The sequence below is a fragment of the Streptomyces sp. MGP-P1 genome, from assembly GCF_057766565.1.
On the sequence record NZ_JBYMEM010000007.1, the window covers coordinates 2291666 to 2316518 of the forward strand.

Genomic DNA, 24853 nt, shown 5'->3' on the forward strand with positions numbered 1-24853 from the left:
CGCTTACATGTTGAACCTGGAGCGGCTGCGCACGCTGGACGCCCTCGCCCGGCACGGCTCGGTGAGCGGGGCGGCCGACGGGCTGCACGTCACGACCTCGGCGGTCTCGCAGCAACTGGCGAAGCTGGAGCGCGAGGTCGGGCAGCGGCTGCTCGCCAGACACGGCCGAGGCGTCCGCCTCACCGACGCCGGCCGGCTGCTCGCGGACCACGCCGCGCGGATCCTGTCGCAGGTGGAGCTGGCCCAGTCCGACATCGAGGCACAGCGCGGCGAGGTCGTCGGCGAGGTGCGGATCTGCGCTTTCCCGACGGCGGCTCGCGGGCTGTTCCCCGCGATGCTCACCACCCTGCGCGCGGACCACCCCGATCTCACCGTCCGTACCCGGGAGCTGGAGCCCGAACAGGGGCTGCGCGCGGTGCTCCGCGGAGACGTCGACCTGGCCGTCGTGCTCGACTGGAGCAACAAGCGGCTGCCCGTGCCCGGAGGTCTGGCCAAGGCCGAACTCCTCGACGACGCACCGGACATCGCCATGCCGGTCGGGCATCCTCTGGCGGACCGGGAAGAGGTGGAGCTGGAGGACTTCGCGGACGACCCGTGGGTGTCCTGGCCCGAGGGCGAATTCTGTTACGAGTGGCTGATGTTCACGCTCCGCTCCCGCGGCATCGAGCCCCGCATCGCCCATCTGGCGGGTGAGCACCATACGCAACTCGCTCTTATCGCGGCCGGGTTCGGCGTCTGCGTGGCTCCTCGCCTGGGGCGCGGCCCGGTCCCCGAAGGCGTGCGGCTGGTGCCGGTGCGGCAGACCATGCGGCGGCACGTCCACGCGGTCTGGCGCACGGACGCGGACCGCCGGCCGTCGGTCCGCGCCGCGGTGAAGGCGTTGCGGGCGGCGGGGGCGGGTGTGGGTGTGGGTGTAGGTGTGGGTGTGGCGGCGGACGGTGGGTGAGCCCCGGAAATCGGGGCGTCGGGGCCGCGGGCGGTAGCTCAGGCGAGATCGGCGAGCTTGCGGAAGTCCCAGGAGGTGATCGTCTCCGGGGTGAGCCGCAGCCAGGCGTGCCGTCCGTCGTGCGGCATCTCCGTCATGCCGAAGTACTTCACGGGGAACAGCCGCTCCGGCTCGACGAGTTCGGGGCAGGGCTCGCCCGTGCGGGGCGCCTCGCCGACGAACACCGCCCGGCCGGTGAGCTCCACGCCGCGCAGCTCCTCGTACCCCTCGCCGTCGTCCACGACCACGGCGATCCTGGCATCCCCGCGCAGTTGGGACCAGCGCAGGCTGCGCGTGATGGAGTAGAGCCAGAGGGAGTCGCCTTCCCAGACGAACCACAGGGCGCCGATGTGCGGGGCGCCGTCGGGGCCGAGCGTCGCCACCCGGCAGGTGCGCTGTTCACCGAGATAGGCGTCACGCTCCTCGGGCGTCATCATGATCCGGCGGCCTCGTCGCTGGGTGTCGGTCATGGTCGCCCTCCCGAAATGTGACTGGACGTCAGGAATCATGGACGCTCTTCCTTCATGACGCAATGGCCGCTACTCTCGCGCGCCCGGTCCTCCACCGAAGTCGTCCACCGAAGTCGTCCGCCGAAGTCCGTCCGCAGGAGTCCGTCCGCGGGAGCCCGTCCTCCCGGGCGGCGGTCACCGAGCAAGGAGAGGGGCGCCCGTGCCGTCGAGGTCGTCACAGGAGCGGCTCACCGAACTGCTCGACCCCGCCACCACCGTCCTGCCTGCTGACCGTCGAGAGCCAGCAGGGCGTCGTGGGCCCGGGCAGCGCCCTGCCCGAACTCGCCGCCGCAGCCAGCCCGCTCGTTGGGCGCGCTCGACAACATCGCCCGGCTCGTCGCCGCCGCCCACGGGAGCGGAGTCCAGGTGATGCACGCGGTCACCGAGAGCCGGCCCGACGGTCGCGGCGCCAACCACAATGCCCGGCTCTTCCGCGCCGCCGCCCGGCTGCCCGTCCAGCAGCACACCGGCAGCACGGCCGTCCGGGCCGCGGCCCCCATCGAGGTGGCCGACGAGGACCTCGTCGTCCGCCGGCTGCACGGCCTCTCGCCGCCGGCCGGCACCGGCGTCGACCCGCTGCCGCGCAACCTCGGCTGCCGGACGCTCGTCGTCACCGGCGTATCGGCCAACATCGCGATCCCCAACGCCGTCCTCGACGCGGTCAACCTCGGCTACACGGCCGTCGTCCCGGCCGACGCCATCGCGGGGGTGCCCGCTGAGCACACACCCCCGCGATGGTCCGCAACACGCTCGCCCTCGTCGCCACCGTCACCACCACGGACGCCGTACTCGGCGGCTGGAAGCGACCGCGCAGGCAGGGGACGGGGCAGGGAGCGGCTACGCCAGCCTGATCGAGTCGCCCTCGACGGTGATCTCGCGTGCGGGCAGCGGTTGCGTGGCGGGCCCGCCGGTCGGGCTGCCCGTGGCGGCGTCGAACGTGGAGTTGTGACAGGGGCACGTGATCGCGCCGTCCGAGACGGCCTTGACCGCGCAGCCCTGATGGGTGCACGTGGACGAGAACGCCTTGAACTCGCCCGGCTGCGGCTGCGTCACCACGACCTTCTGCGCGGCGAAGACCACCCCGCCGCCCTCCGGGATGTCCGCGGTCGCTGCGAGTACCTCTCCACCCTTCCCGCCGCCGCTCCCGGGCTGCTCGACCGCGTCCGAACCTTCCGAACCCCCCGAGCCGTCCGATCCGCCGCACGCGGTGAGGGCGGCGGCCGCTCCGGCCGCTCCCACCGCGGCGACGACCGTGCGGCGTCCGAGGAGGCTCCGGCGCTCCTGCGTTGCGCTCATCGCGGCATTCCCTTCGTCGGTCTTCTCGTCGGTCTTCTCGGCTCGGTCACTTCGGTCAGGGGTACGTGCCCCGGGGACACGATGTTCACGCCGGGATCCCGCGATGTCGGGATGCCGCTGGACGGCCCCGTCGGCCGGGGGTAGTTTCCCCGACATCTGCCGCCGCCGTCAGGGGAGTCCGCGTTCATGCTGGTCGGACGGACCGGAGAGCTGCACGCCCTGCTCGACGCGATGGCCCACCCGCCGTCGGTCGCCCTGATCGAGGGGGAGGCGGGCGTCGGCAAGACCCGGCTGATCCGGGAGGCCGTCGGACACCCGGTGCCCGGCCCCGGCCGCCCGCCCGGCGCCCGGGTCCTCGCCGGGGCCTGCCCGCCGCTGCGCGAGCCCTTCCCGTACGGTCCCGTCTTCGACGTCCTGCGCACCCTGGAGGGCGCGGTCCCCGAGCGGCTCAACCCGGTCTGCGGGGCCCTGCGCCCCTACCTCCCCGAGCTGGCCGGTCAACTTCCGCCCGATCCGGCCCCGTTGCTCGATCCGCAGGCGGCGGCCCACCGTCTCTTCCGGGCCGTGCGCGCCCTGCTCGCGGCGGTGTCCCCGGTGGTCCTCGTCGTGGAGGATCTGCACTGGGCCGACGACGGCACCCGGGACCTCCTCCGCTTCCTGGCCGACGACCCGCCGCCGGGCCTGTCCACCGTCCTCAGCTACCGCCGCGAGGACCTCAGGAGCGGGGCGCTGCCCCTGGGCCGGGCCTATCGGCACTCGCCGGGCGTCACCTCGGTGGTCCTCCCGCTGAGCCCGCTCGATGTCGCCGGAGTCAGGACCCTCACGGCGGCGCTGACCGGCCGTGACGTCCCCGCCGTCATGGCGCGCCGACTGCACGAACGGACGGCCGGCATTCCCTTCGTCCTCGAATTCGTCCTGGAGGAACCGGGCGAACTCGACGGCTCCCAGGGGGCGGTGCCCCTCCTCCTGCGCGACGCCATGACCGAGCGGGTGGCGGGCCTCTCGGAGCCGGCGGCGGCCGCCGTGCACGCCGCCGCCGTGCTGAGGGTGCCCGCCGCCGAGGAGCTGATCGGCGCGGTCGCGGACCAGCACGGCGAAGAGGCTGCCGACGCCCTGCGCGAGGCCCTGCGCGCGGGCGTGCTCCACGACTGCGGGGAGGACCGCTACGGATTCCGGCACGGACTGGCCCAACAGGCCGTCTACGAGGGGCTTCTGAGGCCGGACCGACGACGTCTCCACCGACGCGCCACCGCCGTGCTGGCAGCCCAGGAACCCCCGCCACTGGTCCAGCTCGCCCACCACACCCGCCAGGCGGGCGACCTGACCGCCTGGCGCACGTACGCCGAACAGGCCGCCGAATCCGCCCGGAAGCTCGGTGACGCGGCGCTCGCCGTCGAGCTCTACGAGGGGGTCCTGGACGACCCACTCCTCCCGGAGGCGGACCGGGCACGGCTCGCGGTGCGCCTCAGCCGGGCGGCCCTCTTCGGGCTGGCCCACCGGCGATCCAGCCGGCTGCTCCGCCGCGTCGTCTCCTCGGCCGCCTCCGCCGAACTGCCGGACGCCGTACGGGGTGAGATCCGGCTCAACCTGGGGCTGCTGCTCAACAACCAGGCGGGCCGGCACGAACAGGGCCGCCTGGACACCGAGCTGGCCGTGGACGAGCTGCGGACACGCCCCGAGCTGGCCGCCCGCGCCATGGCGGGCCTCGCCATGCCGGTGTGGGGCGAGCACCCCGTCGCCGTCCACGCCCACTGGGCCGAACGGGCCGAGGAGCTCGCCGCCCGGCACGGTGACCGCGCGCTGCGGATCGCGGTGCGGGGCAACCAGCTGGCGCTGCGGGTCTGCCTCGGCGACGGCGACGCGGTGCGCGAGGAAGCCGAGAGACTGCTCGCCGACGGGCGGAGCCCGGCCGAACGCGTCGAACTGGCCCGGATGTGCGCCAACGCGGCCGACGCCTGCGCCTGGGTGGGCCGGTCCGCCGACGCCGAACGCTTTCGGGAGGAGGGGGTTCGGCTGGCGGAAGCGGCCGGAGCGCCCTTCCTCAGCGGCATCATCGAGGGCACCGCCCTGCGCATGGCCTGGACGCGCGGCGCCTGGCGGGGACTCGCCGAACGGGCCCGTACGGTCCTGGCCGACGCGCCCGGCGTCTCGGGCATCGCGTCCGACGCCCACCTCGTCCTCGGGCTGCTCGCCGAGACCCACGGCGAGTGGGACGCGGCGCTGGAGCACCTGGACGCGGCGGCGCTCGGGGACCCCGTCAACGCCCCGGCGCCCGCACTCGCCGCCGCGTCGGCCGCCGCCGTACGGATCCGGCTGGAGCGGGGCGAGAGCGACGAGGCGTGCGCGGAAGCCGTGCGAGCGCTGGACCGGGTCCGCCGCAAGGGCGTCTGGGGCTGGGCCGCGGAGCTGGTTCCGGCCGCGCTGACGGCGTACCGCCGGGCGGACCGCGCCCCCGAAGCACACGCCGTGCTCGCCGAGTTCACCGCCGGGCTCGGTGACCTGGACGTGCCCGCCGCGCGCGCCGCGCTCGCCGCCTGCCGGGGAGACCACGCCGGCGCCGCCGAACAGTACGCGGCGCTCCCGGCCCCGTACCCGGCGGCGCTGTGCGCGGAGCGGGCCGCCTCAGGAGAGGTGGAGCGACTGCGCGAGGTCGCCGCGCGCTTCGAGGCGCTGGGCGCCGTACGGGACGCAGCGCGCTGCCGCAGCTCCCTGCGGGAGCGGGGTGCGGGAACTCCGCCCGGGCCCCGGCGGGGGCGCAGGGGATACGGCAACGAACTCTCCCCGCGCGAACGGGACGTCGCCCGCCTGGTGGCGACGGGACACACCAACCGGGAGATCGCCGACGTGTTGTTCCTGTCGCCGCGCACCGTGGAACAGCACGTCGCGAAGGTGCTCCGAAAGCTGAACGTCTCCGCCCGCGGAGAGGTGCGGGAGATCCACCCGGAGGGCGGCCCGGATGATTCCGGGCGTACGGGGGCCATTGAATAGGTGGCGCTACGCAGTGCCGTACGGATTGTTCCGACCCGGGCCGGACCGGAGAGTTGCCCCCGTCGTCGCACCGGGCACACACCCTGCCCCACGCCCCAGCCCGGAGCGGCGGCTCCTGTGTCACCCGTGCCGGGCCGCCCTCCCCAACTCTCGGCGGCCCGGCACGGTTCCCCATCACACGGAGCCAAGGGAGCAACCAGATCATGCGCACAACCAGCAGACCGCGCCTCGTCGGCGCACTGTGCACCGCCGCCGCCGCGGTCATGGTGCTCGGACTCGCCGGAACCGCCCCCGCCCACGGGGCGACCGCCCCGGCCCCGCCCGCCGAGGGCCGCGTCCTCGGCGCGGACCGGGCCGAGGCCATACCCGGCCGGTACATCGTGGCCCTCGACGACGCGCCCTCGATCGCCGCGGGCACCACCGCCGCCGACCTGGTCGCGGAGCACGGTGGCACGGTGCGCACCGTGTACTCCACCGCCTTCAAGGGCTTCGCGCTCAGGGCGACCGCCGCCCAGGCGAAGAAGCTGGCGGCCGAGCCCGGCGTCCGCTACGTCCAGGCCGACGCCGAGGTCCGGACCACCGGGACCCAGCCCAACCCGCCCTCCTGGGGCCTGGACCGGGTCGACGGCGTCAAGGACTCCTCGTACGCCTACCCCAACGAGGGCGAGGGCGTGACCGCGTACATCGTGGACACGGGCCTCTACCGCCAGCACACCGACTTCGAGGGCCGGGCGTCCTCGGGGTACGACTTCATCGACAACGACGCCGACTCCGCCGACTGTCAGGGACACGGCACCCACGTCGCCGGCACGGTCGGCGGCAAGAGCTTCGGCGTCGCCAAGAAGGCGAAGCTCGTCGGCGTTCGGGTGCTCAACTGTCAGGGCACCGGCTCGACTTCGCAGATCGTCGCGGGCATGGACTGGGTCGTCCGCAACGCCCAGAAGCCGGCCGTCGCCAACCTGTCGCTCGGCGGCGGCGTCGACCGGGCCATGGACGACGCGGTCCAGGGCGCGATCAACGCCGGCATCCCGGTCGCGGTCGCCGCGGGCAACGACAACCGGGACGCGTGCAACACCAGCCCCGCACGGTTGCCCGCCGCCATCACCCTCGGCTCCACCGACAGCAACGACGGCCGCTCCAGCTTCTCCAACTACGGCCGCTGCCTGGACCTGTTCGCCCCCGGCGGCTCCATCGTCTCCACGCGCATGGGCGGCGGAGCCCAGACCATGAGCGGTACGTCGATGGCCACCCCGCATGCCGCGGGCGCGGCGGCGATCCACCTCTCCGCCCATCCCGACGCCACCCCGCAGCAGGTACGGGACGCCCTGGTGAACAACGCCCTCTCCGGCGTCGTCACCAACCCCGGCTCCTCCTCCCCGAACAGGCTGCTGGACGTCACCGACCTCGGCGGCGGCCCGTCCGAACCCGGCAAGCCGGTCGCCGCGTTCACCTCCCAGTGCTCCACCACCACCCCGGCCTGCACCTTCGACGCCTCCGGCTCCACCGACCCGGACGGTGACATCGCCTCCTACGCCTGGGACTTCGGCGACGGAACCGAGGGCGAGGGCGCGAAGCCGTCCCACACCTACACCAAGGCCGGCACCTACGCCGTCGAGCTCACCGTCACCGACGACAGCGGCGAGATCGACACCCTGACCAAGCAGGTCACCGCCGGCACCACCGAGCCCTCGCCCGGCCAGGCCCCGACCGCCTCCTTCGCGCTCTCCTGCTGGTACGGCGACTGCTCCTTCGACGCCTCCGCCTCCAGCGACCCGGACGGCGACATCGCCTCGTACGCCTGGAAGTTCGGCGACGGCACGACCGGCTCCGGCGCCACCGTCACCCACCGCTACCCGTCCGTCCAGCGCACCTACACCGCGCAGCTGACCGTCACGGACCGGGGCGGGCGCACGGGCACGACCTCCCGCCAGGTCTCCTGCTTCGCCTTCTCCGGCGGCCAGCCGCTCTGCTTCGCGGGCTGACAGCCGTACGCAGGGAAAGCCGTGAGCCGCGGCGGGCCCGGGAGACCCCCGGGCCCGCCGCGGCTCCGCCGTAGGTCAGCGGTCGTGCCGGGCCGGCCGGCCATCGCCGCCTTCAGCGTCGACGCCGGGTTGGTCGGTCACCGGCGCTGGAGGCCCTGGACTTGGCCTGTACTTGTCAGGGTGTCGAGGTTTCGCTCTAGACTTCGATCAGTGTTCGGTGGGGCCGGATACGGTCGGCGGGGGAGCCCCGCACGGATGATGGGGTAGACAGTGATTCTGAAGACGTTCGGCTGGTCGTTCGCGGTGACCGCGCTCGGCCTCGTCGTGGCGGTGCTGTACGGGGGGTGGGCGGCCTTCGGGGTCGTGGCGATCCTGTCCATCCTCGAGATCTCGGTGTCCTTCGACAACGCCGTGGTCAACGCCGGGATCCTGAAGAAGATGAACGCCTTCTGGCAGAGGATCTTCCTCACCATCGGTGTGCTCATCGCGGTCTTCGGCATGAGGCTGGTCTTCCCCGTCGTGATCGTCGCGATCAGTGCCAAGGTCGGCCCCATCGAGGCCGTCGATCTCGCGATCAACGATGCCGAGCGTTACGAACAGCTCGTCACCGACGCCCACCCGTCGATCGCGGCCTTCGGCGGCATGTTCCTGCTGATGATCTTCCTCGAGTTCATCTTCGAGGACCGTGACATCAAGTGGCTCGGCTGGCTGGAGCGCCCGCTGGCCAAGTTCGGCAAGATCGACATGGTGTCGGTCTGTATCGCCCTGATCGTCCTGGCGATCAGTGCCATGACGTTCGCGACCCAGGCCCACCAGCACGGCGGCCTGCATGTCGACAAGGCGTCGACGGTCCTCCTCTCGGGCGTCTTCGGTCTCATCACGTACCTCGTCGTCGGCGGTCTCTCCGGCTACTTCGAGAACAAGCTGGAGAAGGAAGAGGAGCGCGAACACGAGGCCGAGGAAGAGGCCAGGAGGAGCGGCCGGCAGGTCCCCGTGGTCCTGATGGCCGGCAAGGCGGCGTTCTTCATGTTCCTCTACCTGGAGGTCCTGGACGCGTCCTTCTCCTTCGACGGCGTCATCGCCGCCTTCGCGATCACCAACGACATCGTCCTGATGTCGCTCGGCCTCGGAATCGGCGCCATGTACGTCCGTTCGCTGACGGTCTACCTGGTCCGCCAGGGCACCCTCGACGACTACGTCTACCTGGAGCACGGCGCGCACTACGCGATCGGCGCGCTGGCCGTGATCCTCATGATCTCCATCCGCTACCAGATCCCCGAGGTGGTCACCGGTCTCATCGGTGTCCTGCTGATCGCCGGGTCCTTCTGGTCCTCCGTCCGCCGCAACCGCAGGCTGGCGGCGGACGGCGGGAAGCAGACGGGTCCCCCCGAGAAGGCCGGGGCTCCCTCCGGCGTCTGAGCCGGGGCGGACCGAGGTCCGGCTCGCGCGGAAACCCGGGCCGGCCGTGGGGCTGCCAGTCGTCGCAGGCCGGGGCCCAGTGGCCGGTAACCGCCGCCGAACACGTAGACTCCGTGGAATGAGTGTGCGCCGTATCACCCCTGGACGCCCGCGAACCAAGCCCGCCGAGGAGCGGCGTGCCGACCTCTTGGACTCGGCCGAGAGGGTGTTCGTCGAGCGGGGCATCGACGCTGCTCGGATCGATGAGATCGCCGAGGGCGCGGGTATCGCGATCGGCACCTTCTACCTGTACTTCAGTTCCAAGCGCGAGATCATGCTCGCCGTACAGGCCCGCTTCATCGATCGGCTGGTCGAACGGCAGAACGCAGCGGTGCGGAGCCTTCCCGCCGACGACTGGGTCGCACGCGTGGACGCCTGGCTCAGTGACGCGGTCCGCGTCTACCTGGAACATGCCGAACTGCACGATGTGCTGTACGGCCACACCCCGATCAACGCGTCGACGGAGATCGAGGTCAGTCCCACGAACGCGCACGTCGAAGCGTTCCGGCAGCTCATCTCCGAGCGCCCCGACCCGCCGGCGGACGCCCCGGACCCCGCCATGGCGGCGCTCTTGATCTACAGCGCCTGGTACGGCGGCACCCACGCGCTGCTGCACCACGAGGCCGAGGACATCGACCGCCTGGCCGATGAACTCATCGCCGACATCACCGACCTCGCCCACCGCTACCTGCGCGCCGAGGTCTGAGCCACCGGGCCCGAGCACCGCGCGAACCGATACCCGCCGCCGACGACCCCTGTGCGGGGCCGACGGCAGCGGTGCGGTACGGGCGACGGATGGCCGGCGGGTTGCTCTCCGGAGATCCGTCACGTGTCGCCGGTCAGCCGTTCACCGGGGCGATGCGCCAGTGACGGGCCCGCTCGTACTGTGAGCTCAGCCGTGAGAACGCCCCACCGGCGCGCAGCAGTTCGTCCCTGGTGCCGGCCTCCACGACCCGGCCGTCATCGAGCGAGACCACGTGGTCCGCGGTGGCCAGGGTGGCGGGACGATGGGCGATCACGATCACCGTGCGGTCGGGGTCGTCGCCGAGGTTGGCGATGGCCCGGGTGACCGCGGCCTCGTTCTCCGGGTCGAGGGCGGAGCTGGCCTCGTCCACCAGGACGATCCGCGCCCGCTTGAGCATCGCCCGGGCGATCGCGACGCGCTGGCGTTCGCCGCCCGACAACTGCGCCCCACCCTCGCCCACCCGGGTCTGCCAGCCGGCGGGAAGCCGCTCGATCACCTCGTCGAGCCGTGCCGCGGCGGCGGCCTCCCGCAACTCGTCCCAGGTCGCGTCCGGGCGTGCCAGGCGCAGGTTGTCCTCGATGGTGTCGTCGAACAGGTAGACGTCCTGGAAGACGATGGCGATCTCGTCGAGCAGGGCGCTCGGGTCGAGTTCGCGCACATCGACGCCGCCCACGCGCACCTGGCCCGAGTCGACGTCGAAGAACCGGGCGATGAGCCGGGTCGCCGTCGTCTTCCCGGACCCCGACGGCCCGACCAGGGCGGTGGTGGTGCCCGGTCGGCAGCGCAGGGTCACGTTCTTCAGAGCGGGGGTGTCGCCGCCCGGGTAGGTGAAGGTGACGTCTGTGAGCTCGACGTCGGCCTTCGCGATCAGACGTACCGGCTCGGCCGGAACCGGCAGAGCCGGAGTGGCCAGCAGCTCCTCGATGCGCCCGATCTGGTTCCGCAACGCCCGCAGCGCGCCGATGAGTTCGATGAGATTGCCGAGCGGCTCCAGGAAGCGGGCGGCGAGCACGAGCAGCACGATCGCCGTGGCGACCTCGATACGCCCGCTGAGCATCAGCTGGGCGGTCAGGGCGAGCACCGCGACGAACCCCGCCATGATCACGCCCGTGTAGACGAAGAACGGCTGCCGCGCACGGCGCATCCCGTCGCGGTAGGTCTCGCGGTGATCCTCCAGCGCGGCGCGCATCCGGGGCGTGCCGTCGGCGTGGCCCGCGGCGCGCAGCACCGGCTGGGCCTGACCCAGCTCGATCGCCCGACTGGCCACCCCGGCCGCCGCCTGCTCCAGCTCGCTCTCGGTGATCTCGGCGATGCGTGCGGCCCGCCGCAGGGCCAGGTAGGCGACCAGCGCGATCGCGCACAGCAGCAGCGCCATCCGCCAGTCGACCGTGAACGTCACGACGACGACCGTCGCGGGCAGCAGCGTCGAGGTGATCACGGGCCCGCCGATGGTCACGGCCAGATGCGCGGCGCTGCCGACGTCCGCGGTCACCCCGCGCGCGAGCCGGGCCTTGTGCTCGGCGGTGAACCAGCCCAGCGTCAGCGTGCTCACATGGTGCATCAGCCGTCGGCGCAGTTGCGCCGCGAGCGCGCCCGCGGCCGCGAAGCCCACCGGGGTGGCGATGATGCTCAACGCCGCGTACAGCGCCGCGCCGACCGCGCCGAGCACCAACCACGGGGTGGCGGCGCCGACGTCCGGTTCGGGCCGCACGACCGCGTCCAGGATCGGGATGAGCAGAGCGAGCAGCAGGCCCTGCAGGATCGCCTGCGCAGCGGTGAGCAGCCACAGGCGGGCCAGCAGCTTCGGATTCGGCCAGAGTCGGTACAGGCGGCGGATCACGCGAGCACTCCTTCCTGTGCCGCCCACAGCCGGGCGTACAGCCCGTCCCGGGCGAGCAGTTCGTCGTGGCGGCCCTGTTCGACGAGCCGCCCGTGGTCGAGTACGAGGATCTGGGCCGCGCCCGCGATGGTGTGCAGCCGGTGGGCGATCACGATCACCGTCTTGCCCACCGCCAGGTTGGACAGCGCCTCCTGGACCGCGGACTCGCTGTCGGCGTCCAACGCGGCGGTCGCCTCGTCGAGGACCACGATCGGCGCCCCGGACAGGATCGCCCGGGCGATCGTCAGCCGCTGGCGTTCACCGCCGGAGAGACTGCCGCCGCCCGAGTCGAGCAGCGTGTCGTACCCGTCGGGCAGACCCGCGATCACCTCGTGGATGTGCGCGGCCTCCGCTGCCGCGCGGACCTCGGCGTCGCTCGCCCCGGGGCGGCCGATGCGGATGTTCTCCGACACGCTGTCCCGCAGCAGGGCGACGTCCTGGAAGACCAGCGACATCGACGCCAGCAGTTTCGCGGACGGGATCGAGCGCACGTCCACCCCGCCGACCCTGATCGCCCCCTCGGACACCTCGTAGAAGCGGGGCAGCAGGCCGGCCAGGGTCGACTTGCCGGCTCCCGACGGGCCCACGATGGCGGTCACCCCGCCCGGCGGACAGACGGCGCTGATGTTCTCGACCGCGTTGGTCACCCCGTCGTACGAGAAGGAGACCCGGTCGAACTCGACACCGTGGCCCTCGGGCGTCAGCGGAGTCGCGGGCTCGGGCAGCGGTGTGCGGGACAGCAACTGCTCGATGTTCGAAGCGCCCATCCGGCCCTTGCGCACGCCTTGGGCGGCGGTGACGGCGGGCAGGATGGAGTTGGGCAGCCCGATGGCGACGACCAGGAACGTCACCAGGTCCGCGACGCCGAGCGACCCGCGGTCGACGAGGAACAGGCCCACGGCCGCCACGGCGGTGAGGACGGCCATCTCCGAGCCGAACAGCCGCGAGACCGCGGAGCTGTGGCGCACCTCGGCGACCCAGGCCGCGAACGCCTCGGTGTGCTCGTCCACGGCGTCGTCGTAGCGGCGCAGGACACGGCCCCCGGTGCCGAACGTCTTGACCACCTGGATCCCGTCGGCGTACTCGACGCTGGCGGCGCTGATGCGCGCGTCGGCGACGACCAGTCGGTTCATATGGGTCGTCATGGAGCGCATCGAGATGCGGAAGAAGACGCCCATCAGCAGGAGCACACCCAGCACGACGAAGGCCATGCGGACGTCGACGAAGAGCAGATAGCCGGTCGCGACGGCCGTCACGGTGGTCGCCCCGACCAGCTGTCCCAGGGCGTGCGCGATGACCTCGTGCATCTCCTCCAGGTCACCGGTCATCGCCCGCTTGACCTTGCCCGAGCCGGCCGAGCGGAACCAGCCCAGCGGCAGCCTGCCGAGATGCGTCACGATCCGCACCCGTACGTCGTGCAGGATCTTCGCGTCCGCGTAGTGCCCCACCCGGGCGGACTGCACGAACAGCACGAGCCAGAGGCCCGCACCCGCGGCCCCGATGCCGACCCAGGTCCAGATGGCGGTGTGCGACGGAGTGGGGTCGTCGAGCATGAGCCGCGCGATCTCGGCCACGGCGATGTAGGGCACGATGCCCGCCGCCGCACTCAGGCACGACAGCACCGCACAGATGACGAGATGGTTTCGGATCGGGGCGAGCAGACGCATTAACGCGCCGGGCCCGGCCAGCCCAGGAGTCTGCGATGTTGATCGTTTCATTAGGGTACCCTAACATGGCGACTGAGCCTCATTCAATAAACATGCGCGTCATCCCGCACGCAGCTCTGTCCGGGGTGACGCCCTCACGGCCTCCACCGAAGGGAACGTCCCGTCATGTTCCGACCGCACTTCGACCCCCCGTCACCGAGCCGCCGCTCCCGTGCCGCTCCCCACCACCCCCGCGCCGCCGTGGTCAGCGCGGTCGTCGCTCTCACGGCGGTCGGTGCCACCGGGTGCGCGGGCGTCGAGGCGGGCCCACGCCCGGACGACAAGGCGAGCCGCATCACCTTCGAGTCCTGTAGTCGCACCGTCCAGCTCGACCGGGCCCCGCAGCGGGTGGCGATCACCACGGACGCCATAGCCGACACCCTGTTCGCGCTCGGCGTCGGCGACCGGATCGTCGCGAAGACACGCGGCGAATCCGCCCCCGCGCCCGAACTGAAGGAGCGCCTCGCCGCGCTGCCGAGTCTCGGGACGCGTAATCCGAGCGTCGAGGCGCTGATCGCCGCCAAACCCGATCTCCTGATCACCGATCAGGTCGAGAAGGTCTCCGGCAAGCAGGGCAGCCCCAGCATCGCCGAACTGAGGGAACTGGGGATCGCGACCTATGTGGTCGGCGGCGGTTGCGCCGCGGACCTGCGCTCGGACACCTCCGGACTGGACGCGCTCGACGCCGACCTGCACCAGCTCGGCACGGTCTTCGGCGTGACGGACCACGCGCACGACCTGGCCGACGAGCTGCGCGGCGAACTCGACGCCGTACGCCGCAAGACCGCGAAGGAGCCCGAGCGCAAGGTCGCCGAGCTCTCCCAGGTCGCCGGCCAGCTCTACGTGACCAGCGGCGGCCTCGCCAACGACGTGCTCGAACGGGCCGGCGGGACGAACGTCTTCGCCGACCTGCCGGGCCAGTACGCCCCGGTCAGCCCCGAACAGATCGTCGCGCGCGACCCCGAGGCCCTCGTCGTCGACAACTTCACCGCGACGGAGAAGGGCCGGAACGAGGCGCTCGCGTTCCTGAAGCGCACGTTCCCCACCGTCGAAGCGGTCAAGAAGGAGCGCGTGCTCGTCATCGACGCGGCCAGGACCGGAGCACGCGGCAGCACGCGACCGGTGTCAGGCGTCACCGAGATCGCGGCCTTCCTGCACCCGACCCCGTTCCGCTCGCAGTAGGGGCCCGCGATGCACAGGCAGAACTCCAGCACGCTCGTCACCGGCGCCGACGAGAGCCCGCGGGGCGACCCCGGGCCGACTCCGATCCGCGGCGGCCGGTCCTTCTCCCTCCCCGTCGTCGCGCCCCTACTGCTCGCCCTCCTCCTCGTCACGGTCTGCGTGGCCGTGTCCGTGGGATCCGTCGGTGTGCCGTTGGGAACCGTCACCCGGGTCACCGCCCACCACCTGACCGGGCTCGGGGCGACCCCCGGCGTCATGGACGACCAGATCGTGTGGAACCTGCGGATGCCGCGGGTCCTGCTGGCCGCCGCGGTCGGGGCGGGGCTCGCCGTCGTCGGTGTCACTCTCCAGGCGACCGTCCGCAATCCCCTCGCCGACCCCTATGTGCTCGGCGTCTCCGCGGGCGCCGGACTGATGGCCTCCATCGCCATCACCCTCGGATCGGTGGCGGTGGCCGGGCTCTCCACGTCGGCGGCGGCCTTCGTCGGCGCGCTCGTGGCGATGGCCGCGGTCCTCGGACTGTCGCGCCGCGCCGGCCGCGTCATCCCGAGCCGCCTGATCCTCGCCGGGGTCACCCTCTCCTACCTGTTCAGCGGAGCCACCAGCTTCGTCATCTTCCGGAGCGGCAACGCGGACGCGGCGCACTCGGTGCTGTTCTGGCTGCTGGGCTCCCTCTCGGAGTCGTCGTGGTCGAATCTCGTGCTGCCGGCGGCGGCCGTACTGGTCGTCGGCGTCCATCTGCTGGCGCGGTCCCGGACGCTCAACGCCCTCGCGGCCGGTGACGACGCGGCGCTCTCGCTCGGCGTCCCCGTGCACCGCGTCCGCATCCATCTCCTGGTCGTCGCCTCGCTCCTGACCGGCGTCCTGGTCGCGGTGTCGGGCGGGATCGGCTTCGTGGGGCTCATCGTTCCCCATCTCGTACGGCTGGTCGTGGGCCCGGACCACCGGCGGCTGCTTCCCGTCGCCATGCTCGTCGGCGCGATCTACCTCGTCGTCGTCGACCTGCTCTGCCGCGTTCTCGTCCGCCCGGAGGAACTGCCCGTCGGGATCGTCACCGCCGTGCTCGGCGCGCCGGTCTTCCTGTGGCTGCTGCGACGTTCGGAGGCGTCATGAGACTCGCCCTGTCCGGCGTCGGCGTCCGGATCGGCTCCACCCCGATCGTCATGGAGTGCGACCTCACCGTCGCCGACGGCGAACGCGTCGGCCTCGTCGGACCCAACGGCAGCGGCAAGACCTCGCTGCTGCGCACGGTCTACCGCGCGCTCGACCCCTTCGCCGGCCGCGTCGCCCTGTCCGGGGACGACGTCACGGATCTCAGCCAGCGCGAGGTCGCCCGACGGGCCGCGCTCGTAGCCCAGGACAGCGCCCCGGACTTCGACTTCACCGTGGAGGAAGTCGTGGCCATGGGGCGCGGACCGTGGCTCCGGGCCTTCGAGTCGGCGACCGGGGGCGGGGACGCGAAGGTCACCGCCGCACTGGAGCGGGTCCACCTGACGGAGCACCGCGCCCGCAGGCTCTCCACGCTGTCCGGCGGTGAACGGCAGCGGGCCCTGGTCGCGCGTGCGCTGGCCCAGGAGAGCCCGCTGCTCCTCCTCGACGAACCGACCAACCACCTCGATGTGTACGCGGCGCTCGAACTCCTGGAACTGGTACGGGATCTGGGGCGCGCGACGCTGTGCGTGCTGCACGACCTCAATCTCGCGGCCGCCTACTGCGACCGGCTCTACGTCCTGCACCGCGGGCGGATCGTCGCGGACGGCCCGCCGGCGGAGGTACTCAGCCCCGAGCTCGTCCGGACGGTCTTCGGAGTCGCCTGCACCCATCTGACCCACCCGGTCACCGGTGGCCTGCTCCTCGCGTTCTCACCACACCAGGACCCCTCGGCCGCCCCGGCCGCCGCGCTCGGTGAGAGAAGCGCATCGATGAGCAGCCCAGGTGCGGCCCTACCCGGCGGGAGCCCGGGCGGAATTCAGCAGTGACCATCGTCATGAACACCACCGCCAGGTAACTGCATAAAAATCTTTCACGACCCGTCACAGAGGCGGCCGGGCGCTCTGAGAGCAGGTCGTCAGGGCGGTCTGTTCGGGCTGCTTCGGCACCATGATTCCTCCTGTTGACGGCAGTCGAAACCGTGGTAACAATTCCCTCCAGGTTCCGGATCACCTGTCGATGAACATCATCGAACCGGCCTTCCGGGGCGCTCTCGGATTACCTCGGATTACGCGAAGTCATCGGCATTGTGAAGTGATTCTCACGAAGCCGTAAGCCCGAAGCGCTCGTTCCCATGCGTCGTCCAAACGAAAGGCGAATCACCCGATGGTTGATCGTGTGAATGTCATACCGTTAACGGAACGCCAGGATGCAGACCAAGCCGAGGCGGCCATCGTCCAGATCGACGAAGTGCTGATCCTTCTCCAGGAGCTCGGTGACGTCGCACGCCGTGCACGCAAGGATCTGGTCTCCCCGCGGCACCGGGGCTCCCACGGCGTCCCGGTCCAGGCGACGCCCCCTGGAGCGCCACGTCCGCCGACACGGTCCGAGAGCGATTCCACCGGCGAGGCCGGGACCCGGGACAACCGGCCCGGCGCCACCCAGAAGCCCCTGACGCTCACCCGGCGTCAGGAGGAAGTGCTCAACCTGCTGGCCCAGGGCCTGTCCAACCGCCGGATCGGCCGGGCCCTGCATATCACCGAGCAGACGGTGAAGGCCCATCTGCACATGGTTTACCACAAGCTCGGCGTCGCGGACCGTACCGAGGCCGTGGTCCTGGCCATGCGCCAGGGACTGGTCCAGCACCAGCGCCGGGAGGACACGCCTACCTGACCGGCCCGCACGCGGGGGCGAGTGTTCCGCCGTGACCGGTGAGAAGGCACGGGCAGGGAGAGGGCGCGGTCCCGGCCGGGCGAAGGCTCGGCCGGGACCGCTCGCCGTCAGACCGCGGTGTGGGGGACGGCCTCGATCAGCGACGCGTTCAACTCCTGGGCCAGCGGCGCGACCTGGACGACACGTAGCCCCGCCCGGGCGCAGAGCGCGGTGTACTCCGCCCCGGTGCGCTGCCGGCCGCCGATGGTGACCAGCATGTGCAGATCGGTCAGATACGGGTTCTCCAGGGCGGCGTGGTTGAGGCTGTCCGCGTCGGCGACGTCGGGCAGCACCGGCTCGGCGATGAGCAGCGTGCCGTGGTCGGGCATGGCGGCCCGGACCCGGCTCAGGATCGTCGAGGCGCGTTCGTCGTCCCAGTTCAGCACCACGTTCTTGATGAGGTAGAGGTCGGCGCCCTCGGGCACCTCGGCGAAGAAGTCTCCCGCGACCGCGCGGCACCGCTTCTCCAGACCGGACGCGCTGATGGTCTCCCGCGCTCGCGCGGTCCCGGCCTCGGTCTCGTACACGGTGCCGGTCAGCCGAGGGTGCCGTTCGAGGAACGCGGCGAGCAGCGTGCCGTCGCCACCCCCGACGTCGACCACCGTGCCGAAGCGGCTCAGGTCGTAGGCCCCGGAGATCGCCTCGGCCATCTCCACCGGCAGATGGCGCTTGCTCATCGCCGCGTGGAACAGGGCGGCCAGTTCCGGTTTGCCCGCCAGGTAGTCGTACACCGGCTCGCCGAAGTGCGTGTCGAACGCGGGTCGGCCCGTGCCCAACGACTCCCCGAGATTCAGCCAGTTGCGCTGGAAGACGTCGTGGGTGAGGAAGGCGGCGAAGTCCAGCAGCGACGCCGGGGTGTCCCGGCGCAGCAGTGCCCCCGCCTCGGTGAGTGCGAAGCGTCCGGGCCGGGACTCGACACACAGGCCGAGGGAGGCCAGGGCACGCAGCAGCCTGCCCAGCTGTTCGGCGGGCACTCCGCAGGCGAGCGCCAGGTCGTCGGTCCCGGCCTCGCCGTCGCCGATACGGTCGGCCAGCTCCAGCCGCGCGGCAGCTCCTACGGCCTGGGTGGCCAGCGTCCCGAAGATCGCTGATATCACGGTGCGGCGGGCGTCGGCCTCGGTCGTCATGAACTCACCATTCCTTCTGCGTCGTTGCTTGAGGGCCCGTGATGGACAAGGTGTGGTGGAAGATGTTCAACGGATCCCACTTCGCCTTCACTTCTTGCAGCCGGGGATAGTTCTCGCCGTAATACAGCTCGTGCCAGGGAATGCTGGACGTGTTCCACTGCGGATCCGCCAGATCGATGTCCGCGTAATTGATGTAGGCACCCGTGTTGACATCGTTCGGCACCGGGACGCCGCCCGTCGAAGCGTGTATGTCCCGGTACAGTTCGCGGATCCACCGCATATGCCGGTCGTCCTCGGCGGGGTCCTTCCAGGTGACCATGTAAAAGGTCTTCACCAGGGCGCCCCGCGGTATGGCCGTGGCGGTGGTGGGCACGGCATTGACCCTGCCGCCGTACGCGATGTACTCCACCGCCGCGTACGTGCCTCGGTAGTCGTCGCGGGTCAGGTGCCCGTGAAGAGTGGCGAGCTGTTCCGGAGAGTGCGGGGCGCGCAGATCCGCCGACTTGACCTTGCACCGGAGTCCGATGGCGGTCGGACCGGTGTCGGGGACCGCCAGATACCGGCTCGCGGCCAGCCACGGCAGGGACGTGCGCCGGACGGTCGGAGCGGTGCCGACGCCGGCACCGAGCGCTTCGAGGAACGCGTCCATGCGGGCGTGGGCGCGCGGTGAGTCCACGGGCAGATGGGCGTGGAGGGTGAGGTCCCCCGCCGAGCGATGGGGGCAGTCGAGCAGGGCGTACAGGTCGGCGTCGGGCGAGTCGACCGCGCTGTTCGCCAGCTGCCAGCGCAGGAAGTTGCCGGTCAGCCGGACGAAGTCCGTCTCGGTGAGCCCGTCCCATGGCCAGCGCGCCTCCGCGATGTGCAGAGCGCTCGGCGGGCGGGGCAGCAGGCCGGCCGGATCGGTTCCCCGCGCGTCCGGGGAACGCATCCAGTACCGGGTGACCACGCCGAAGTTGCCGCCGCCGCCCCCGGTGTGCGCCCACCAGAGATCGCGGTTGGGGTCGCTCTCCTCGCGGGTCGCCACCACCGTCGACACGTTCCGGTCCTGGTCGACGACGACCACTTCGACCGAGTACAGGTGGTCGACGCTGAGCCCCAGCATCCGGGAGAGCGGTCCGTAACCGCCGCCGCTGATGTGCCCGCCCGCGCCCACGCCCATGCAGAAGCCGACGGGGATCGTGACTCCCCAGTGGTGGAAGAGGGCGTCGGTCATCCTCCCCACCGAAGCGCCCGCCTCGATGACGAAGGCGTTGCGCTCGCGGTCGAAATCGACGCGGGACATGGGGGAGAGGTCCAGGACGATCCGCACGTCGGGCGCGGCGACGAAGTTCTCGCCGCAGTGCCCGCCCGACCGGACGGCGATCCGCTTCCCGGCCTCGACCGCTTCACGGACCGCTTCCTCGACCTGTCGCGGCGAATGGGCCAGCCGGAAATAGTCCGGCTTTGCTAGGAACCGGTAGTTGTAGGCGTGGCGAAGATTCTCGTAGCGAAGATCGTCGGGTGTGACGATCGTGGAAATCGGCGTCGGGTCGGATAACACATCTTCCTCATCACCGTAACTGTCGTCGCGTTTCATGGGTCTGTCCGTCATCTCCGCCGTTCGATCCGCGCGAGGGAGCGACCGTGAACCATGATGAGCCGTCCCGGAACGCGCCTCTGGTCGTTGGGTCACCGTACTCCGGCAGAGCAGCCCGCCCGGGCGAACATAAACGAAGGTTCGAGCTGTTTAGACCCGGCGATCTAGACCCGTTGCCGGTGCCGGACAGACGCCTGTAAAGTCCGGAACCACCAAAACGGACAGGTGATTGCACGATCCCTGACAGGGTTCATCGGCAGTGATACGAAAGAGGCGTGGTATGAGCAGTGCAGCCAGTGATCCCGTCTTCGCGGACCGTCTGCTGAACGACTGGCTGAGCAGCGTGGGGCTCGGAATCGAGTATTCCCGGGCCGAGGCCAACACACTGTACTTCCGGGACGAGAACGATCAGGAAGTAGCGGTGCTCGACCAGGTGTGTGGATTCGGATCGCTGATATTCGGCCATAACAACCCGGACATCACGGAGCACGCGAAGTCCGTGCTGGACCAGCAGATTCCGGTGCATGCCCAGCTGTCCCGGCAGTCGCACGCGAACGAGATAGCCACCGTGTTGAACGCGATCGTGCGGCGGGAGGTGCCGGGCGAGGACAACGGATACGCGGCGATATTCGCCAACAGCGGTGCCGAGGCCGTCGAGATCTGCGTGAAGCACGCGGAACTGGAACGCCGTGCCCGGATCGTGAAGCTCACGGACGACATCGCCCGGCACATCGAGGAAGCGCGGGAAGCCGTCGGCGCCGGGCGGGCGACCGTCGTCGAGAATCCGTACGTTCCGGTCGGCCGCGGGCGCGACGACAGGGAAAAGCTCGAACAGCTGATCGCGGAAATCGACCGCAGGAACGCGGAGCTGGTCGCGCGGGGGCCGGTCCATCTGGCGCTGGAGAACGCCTTTCACGGCAAGCTGGTCGCCAGTGTGCAGCTCACCCAGAATCCGCACTGGCGACTTCCCTTCACCGCCCTGTCCTCCTCGACCCGCTTTCTCCACCCGGACCGGCCGAAGGAGATGAAGGCGGCTGTCGAGGAGCTTCGCGAGAACCTGCTGGACATCGTGGTGGACGACGATGCGGTGACCGTGGTGGAGCGGGAATTTCCCGCCATCGGGGCGTTCTTCGTCGAACCCGTCCAGGGCGCGAACGGCATGCGCCCCTTGTCCGAGGTTTCGGCGCGCGAGATCAGGGAGGTGTGTGACGCGGTCGGGTGCCCTCTGATCGTCGACGAGATACACAGCGGCATGGGCCGGACGGGCGCCTTTCTCGCCAGTTCGCACATGGGTCTGCGGGGCGACTATTACACCCTGGCGAAGAGCATCGGCGGAGGAATCGCCAAGAACGCGGTGGCCCTCTTCCGCCAGGACCGATTCCGCCCGGAATTCGAGGTCATGCACAGTTCGACCTTCGCCAAGGACGGATTCTCCGCGTCCATCGCCCTGAAGGTGTTGGAGATGCTGGAGGCCGACGACGGCCGGGCGTACCGGGTCGCCGCCGAACGGGGGAGTCGGCTGAAGGAGATGCTCGGCTCGGTCCGGGCCGACTTCCCGGAGGTGGTGGACACGGTCGCCGGCCTCGGCCTCATGGTCGCGCTGGAGTTCACGGACCAGACTCGGGCGTCGTGCGAGGTGCTGCGGGAGAAGGCCGGCGCGGGCATGCTCGGATACGTCGTCGCGGGCCACATCCTGCGGGAGCACCGGATACGCGTCCTGCCGGTCGGGCCCGTGGGGAACTCGGTGCGGTTCGAACCCTCGATCCATCTCACGGACGCCGACATCGCCCGTACGGAGTCCGCGCTGCGTGATGTCTGCACGATCCTCCGCGACCAGGACGGCCACCGTCTCCTGCCCTGACGGGGGGACGAGGGCGTGCCCGTCGATGGCCGGCGGGCACATCGCCCGCGCGGCTCACGTTCACGATCAGTCGAACCGGCAGAGAGGTTTCCCCATGAGCAGTGCGGTATCCGCCGAGTCATTGGTGTCGGGACTGATGGAGCACGCGCTCAGTGCGGCATGCGCGGCGTCGGTGCGCGCGGCGGTGACCCTGGGCCTGCCAGAGGCGCTCGGCGACGAGGCGGCGACGGCCGACGAACTCGCGTCGGCGGTCGGCGCGCATCCGGCGGCGCTTCGGCGACTTCTGCGGTCGCTGACGTCCTACGGTGTGTTCGCCGAGACGCCGGCGGGCTCGTTCGCCCACACCGACACGTCGCTCGTCCTGCGGGAGGACGCACCGAACAGCGTCAAACACCTGGTGCTGTGGTGCACCGAGCCGTGGCTCTGGTCGCTGTGGGGGGATCTCGACGAGGCGGTCCGGACCGGGGGCGAGGTCTTCACCAGGGCGCACGGCCGGAAGTTCTACGAGCAACTGCACGCCGAGTGGCCGGAGTCCGCGCGGACGTTCGAGCGCGCCATGACGCAGCAGACCCGGGTGTCCGCACTCGCCATCGCCGACCTGCTCCCCCTCTCCGGCGCCGGCACGATCGCCGATGTCGGCGGAGGGCAGGGACTCGTCCTCGGCACGCTGCTGGAACGCCATCCGGAGGCGAGGGGGTTCCTCCTCGACCTCCCCGACGTGGTGGCCAACGCGGATCCGCGACTGCACCCGGGCGGTGAACTGGCCGACCGCGTGACGCTGGTGCCGGGCGACTGCCTGAGGGAGATCTCCGTCGAGGCCGACGTCTATCTCTTCAAGAACATCCTGGGGGCGGACGACGACGCCTCGGTCCGGATCCTGCGCAACGCGGTGCGGGCGGCACCGCCCGGAGCCCGGATGGTCATCGTGGAGAACTTCGTCGACGACGGTCCCGGACAGCGGCTCGCCTCCGCGCAGGACCTGCGGATGCTGCTGGTCATCGGGGGACAGAAGCACACCAGGGCCGGGCTGCTGGGGATCGCGGAACGGGCCGGGCTGACCGTGCGGAACGTTCGCCCGGTCGACTCCTCCCTCCACATGATCGAGGCCACCGCCCCGGTGTAGCCGCGGACGGGCCGCACCGCCCGGACGGTGCGGCCCCGCGAACAGCGCGAGCACCCGTTCGGCCTCCGGCGTCTGACGCCGGAGGCCGAACGGGTGGGAACGACACGGATGCGGGGGCGGCGAAACGTAACGACGTCCCCTGGTGGTCAATCGACGACGACCGCCTTGGTCCGCATGAGGAATTCACCGAGGTACCCCTCGTGGGGGAGGCCGGGAAGCGTCCAGGTGGTCGGACGGTCCCCGACATGGATCTTGTCGATGGACGGCTCGGCGACCAGTGAGGTGATGAGCTCGCCGTCGTCCGTGAAAACCGTGAGCGCCAAGGTGTCGCGCAGGGCCGACAGCGCGTCGCCGTCGCGTCGCCACGGCAGCACCCAGACACACGGGAAGCCCAACTCGATCCGGGCCTGCGGGGCGTCCGGACGGTCCAGGACGAACACCGCCGGACGCAACACCGCGGAACCGTCGCCCAGTTCGTAGACGATCGTGTCCCCACCCAGCAGCGCCCGTGCGTCGCCCGCCTGGGCCCGCAGATAGGTCTCCATGGCGCGCGCGGCGGCGACCGGGCGCACCGGGAGCCTCGCGCGCTCGTCACCGGGCGGGAGCGAGGGAAGCCTTCCCAACCGGTCGGCGAGAGCCTTCGCGACGGGCTCCGGGTCGCCCTCCACGAACACCGCGGTCGCGTTCACACAACCGGTGCCGGCGTGCCCGGCGACGGAGCTCGCGATGGTGTCCAGATGGTCCAGGGCGTTCACCCCGGCTGTGATGAGGATCTTGGACCGGCCGGGCCCGAACGGCATGACCAACGTGCTGGACCCGTACTTGCGGGCCACCTCATCGGCGCCGAACGCGATGGCGACGTCCGCCTCGGCGACCAGCCGGTCGGCCGTCTCGTGGTCCGTGGGCAACAGGGCGACCTGATCATGGTCGAAGCCCGCCTGGCGCAGCGCCGAGACCAGCCGGTGGGCGGTGAACGGCTCCCGTTGCGACGGCCGGACCGCCACGCGGTAGCCGAGCGCCAGGGCGTCGAGCCACGAGGTGTGCACCGCGAGGGAGTTGGCGGGCGCGTGCACCACCAGCACCTCGCCACGACGGGTCCACACCCCGCAACCGCCTCGCGCCCGCGGGTCGCGCCAGCTGTCCACCGCGCCGATCGGACGGGCCTGACGCACACTGTCGTACGCGGTCTCCGCGTACGCGCCTACCTGCCGCGCGGTCTCCCGTACGGTGGCGATCGGCAGACCGGACACGTCGGCCACGGCCCGGGTGTAGACGTCGGAGGAGACCCCGCCCACCTGGCCGCTCGCGAAGAGCCAGCCCGCACGGGTCAGGAGCCTCCTGCGCCGCTCCACCTCCGGCGGAGCGGCCCTGCGCAGCGCCGTGATGGTCCGTTGCGCGAACAGCCAGGGCACCAGGCTCAGTTCGGCCACCGGGCTGCCCCGGACGTCATGGACGACTTCGCGGTTGCGGCTCCGGAAGGGCCCTCCGGTACCGAGTGCGGGGAGGTCCACCGGTGCGGCTGGGGCGTCTCGCACGTCAGTAGACCCCTTCGACCACGGGGAGGCGCCGAACTC

Annotated in this window: 18 protein-coding genes and 1 pseudogene; 12 read left to right on the forward strand and 7 right to left on the reverse strand. The window is 71.2% G+C overall.

Going from position 1 to position 24853, the window contains the following annotated elements; translation table 11 throughout:
- Positions 1-7 precede the first annotated feature (7 nt).
- Positions 8-946: a LysR family transcriptional regulator gene (locus AC3CH1_RS31825; protein ID WP_488466020.1), complete on the forward strand. Its 939-nt coding sequence runs from the start codon at positions 8-10 to the stop codon at positions 944-946.
- Positions 947-984: 38 nt separating this feature from the next.
- On the opposite strand, the gene AC3CH1_RS31830 is transcribed toward AC3CH1_RS31825, so the two are convergent.
- A complete protein-coding gene (locus tag AC3CH1_RS31830; RefSeq protein ID WP_488466021.1) occupies positions 985-1455 on the reverse strand; it encodes a pyridoxamine 5'-phosphate oxidase family protein in 471 nt (156 codons plus the stop codon).
- A 199-nt stretch (positions 1456-1654) separates the two neighbouring features.
- On the opposite strand from AC3CH1_RS31830, the pseudogene AC3CH1_RS31835 reads away from it, so the two are divergent.
- Positions 1655-2345 (forward strand): annotated as a pseudogene (locus AC3CH1_RS31835) (cysteine hydrolase family protein).
- Here the strand turns inward: AC3CH1_RS31835 and AC3CH1_RS31840 are convergent.
- Positions 2332-2790, reverse strand: coding sequence for a Rieske (2Fe-2S) protein (locus AC3CH1_RS31840; protein ID WP_488466022.1), 459 nt, complete (start codon positions 2788-2790; stop codon positions 2332-2334). The pseudogene AC3CH1_RS31835 and the gene AC3CH1_RS31840 overlap by 14 nt on opposite strands.
- Before the next feature lie 186 nt (positions 2791-2976).
- Here AC3CH1_RS31840 and AC3CH1_RS31845 point away from each other — a divergent pair, with 186 nt between their 5' ends.
- From AC3CH1_RS31845 to AC3CH1_RS31860, 4 genes are all read left to right on the forward strand, one after another.
- Positions 2977-5778 carry an ATP-binding protein gene (locus tag AC3CH1_RS31845; RefSeq protein WP_488466023.1) on the forward strand — a complete coding sequence of 934 codons (2802 nt, stop codon included), beginning with the start codon at positions 2977-2979 and terminating at the stop codon, positions 5776-5778.
- Between the two features lie 203 nt (positions 5779-5981).
- A complete protein-coding gene (locus AC3CH1_RS31850) occupies positions 5982-7760 on the forward strand; it encodes a S8 family serine peptidase (protein ID WP_488466024.1) in 1779 nt (592 codons plus the stop codon).
- A 270-nt stretch (positions 7761-8030) separates the two neighbouring features.
- Positions 8031-9179, forward strand: a complete 1149-nt coding sequence (locus AC3CH1_RS31855; RefSeq protein ID WP_488466025.1) for a DUF475 domain-containing protein — start codon at positions 8031-8033, stop codon at positions 9177-9179.
- Positions 9180-9297: 118 nt separating this feature from the next.
- A complete protein-coding gene (locus tag AC3CH1_RS31860) occupies positions 9298-9924 on the forward strand; it encodes a TetR/AcrR family transcriptional regulator (RefSeq protein WP_488466026.1) in 627 nt (208 codons plus the stop codon).
- A 133-nt stretch (positions 9925-10057) separates the two neighbouring features.
- Here the strand turns inward: AC3CH1_RS31860 and AC3CH1_RS31865 are convergent, their stop codons facing one another.
- The gene (locus AC3CH1_RS31865) at positions 10058-11803 is read right to left on the reverse strand and encodes an ABC transporter ATP-binding protein (RefSeq protein ID WP_488466027.1); all 1746 of its coding nucleotides are present in this window, start codon (positions 11801-11803) and stop codon (positions 10058-10060) included.
- Positions 11800-13560: an ABC transporter ATP-binding protein gene (locus tag AC3CH1_RS31870; protein ID WP_488466028.1), complete on the reverse strand. Its 1761-nt coding sequence runs from the start codon at positions 13558-13560 to the stop codon at positions 11800-11802. Before AC3CH1_RS31870 ends, AC3CH1_RS31865 begins: the two co-directional genes overlap by 4 nt.
- 114 nt (positions 13561-13674) lie before the next feature.
- Here AC3CH1_RS31870 and AC3CH1_RS31875 point away from each other — a divergent pair, with 114 nt between their 5' ends.
- The 4 genes from AC3CH1_RS31875 to AC3CH1_RS31890 all read left to right on the forward strand — a co-directional run bounded on the left by AC3CH1_RS31875 (position 13675) and on the right by AC3CH1_RS31890 (position 17553).
- Entirely contained in the window at positions 13675-14730 is a 1056-nt protein-coding gene (locus tag AC3CH1_RS31875; RefSeq protein ID WP_488466029.1) for an ABC transporter substrate-binding protein, read from the forward strand.
- A gap of 9 nt (positions 14731-14739) precedes the next feature.
- Positions 14740-15843, forward strand: coding sequence for a FecCD family ABC transporter permease (locus AC3CH1_RS31880; RefSeq protein ID WP_488466030.1), 1104 nt, complete (start codon positions 14740-14742; stop codon positions 15841-15843).
- The gene (locus AC3CH1_RS31885; protein WP_488466031.1) at positions 15840-16709 is read left to right on the forward strand and encodes an ABC transporter ATP-binding protein; all 870 of its coding nucleotides are present in this window, start codon (positions 15840-15842) and stop codon (positions 16707-16709) included. Before AC3CH1_RS31880 ends, AC3CH1_RS31885 begins: the two co-directional genes overlap by 4 nt.
- Positions 16710-17058: 349 nt before the next feature.
- Complete coding sequence (locus AC3CH1_RS31890; protein ID WP_488466032.1) at positions 17059-17553, forward strand: helix-turn-helix transcriptional regulator; 495 nt, start codon at positions 17059-17061, stop codon at positions 17551-17553.
- A gap of 107 nt (positions 17554-17660) precedes the next feature.
- On the opposite strand, the gene AC3CH1_RS31895 is transcribed toward AC3CH1_RS31890, so the two are convergent.
- Together AC3CH1_RS31895 and AC3CH1_RS31900 are read right to left on the reverse strand one after the other, a co-directional pair.
- Positions 17661-18719, reverse strand: coding sequence for a methyltransferase (locus AC3CH1_RS31895; protein ID WP_488466033.1), 1059 nt, complete (start codon positions 18717-18719; stop codon positions 17661-17663).
- 4 nt (positions 18720-18723) lie between these two features.
- Positions 18724-20259: an FAD-binding oxidoreductase gene (locus AC3CH1_RS31900; protein WP_488466034.1), complete on the reverse strand. Its 1536-nt coding sequence runs from the start codon at positions 20257-20259 to the stop codon at positions 18724-18726.
- A 316-nt stretch (positions 20260-20575) separates the two neighbouring features.
- Here AC3CH1_RS31900 and AC3CH1_RS31905 point away from each other — a divergent pair, with 316 nt between their 5' ends.
- Together AC3CH1_RS31905 and AC3CH1_RS31910 are read left to right on the forward strand one after the other, a co-directional pair.
- Complete coding sequence (locus tag AC3CH1_RS31905; RefSeq protein WP_488466035.1) at positions 20576-22156, forward strand: aminotransferase class III-fold pyridoxal phosphate-dependent enzyme; 1581 nt, start codon at positions 20576-20578, stop codon at positions 22154-22156.
- 94 nt (positions 22157-22250) lie between these two features.
- Entirely contained in the window at positions 22251-23279 is a 1029-nt protein-coding gene (locus tag AC3CH1_RS31910) for a methyltransferase (protein WP_488466036.1), read from the forward strand.
- A gap of 146 nt (positions 23280-23425) precedes the next feature.
- Here the strand turns inward: AC3CH1_RS31910 and AC3CH1_RS31915 are convergent, their stop codons facing one another.
- Complete coding sequence (locus AC3CH1_RS31915) at positions 23426-24814, reverse strand: aldehyde dehydrogenase family protein (protein WP_488466786.1); 1389 nt, start codon at positions 24812-24814, stop codon at positions 23426-23428.
- Positions 24815-24853: the final 39 nt, after the last annotated feature.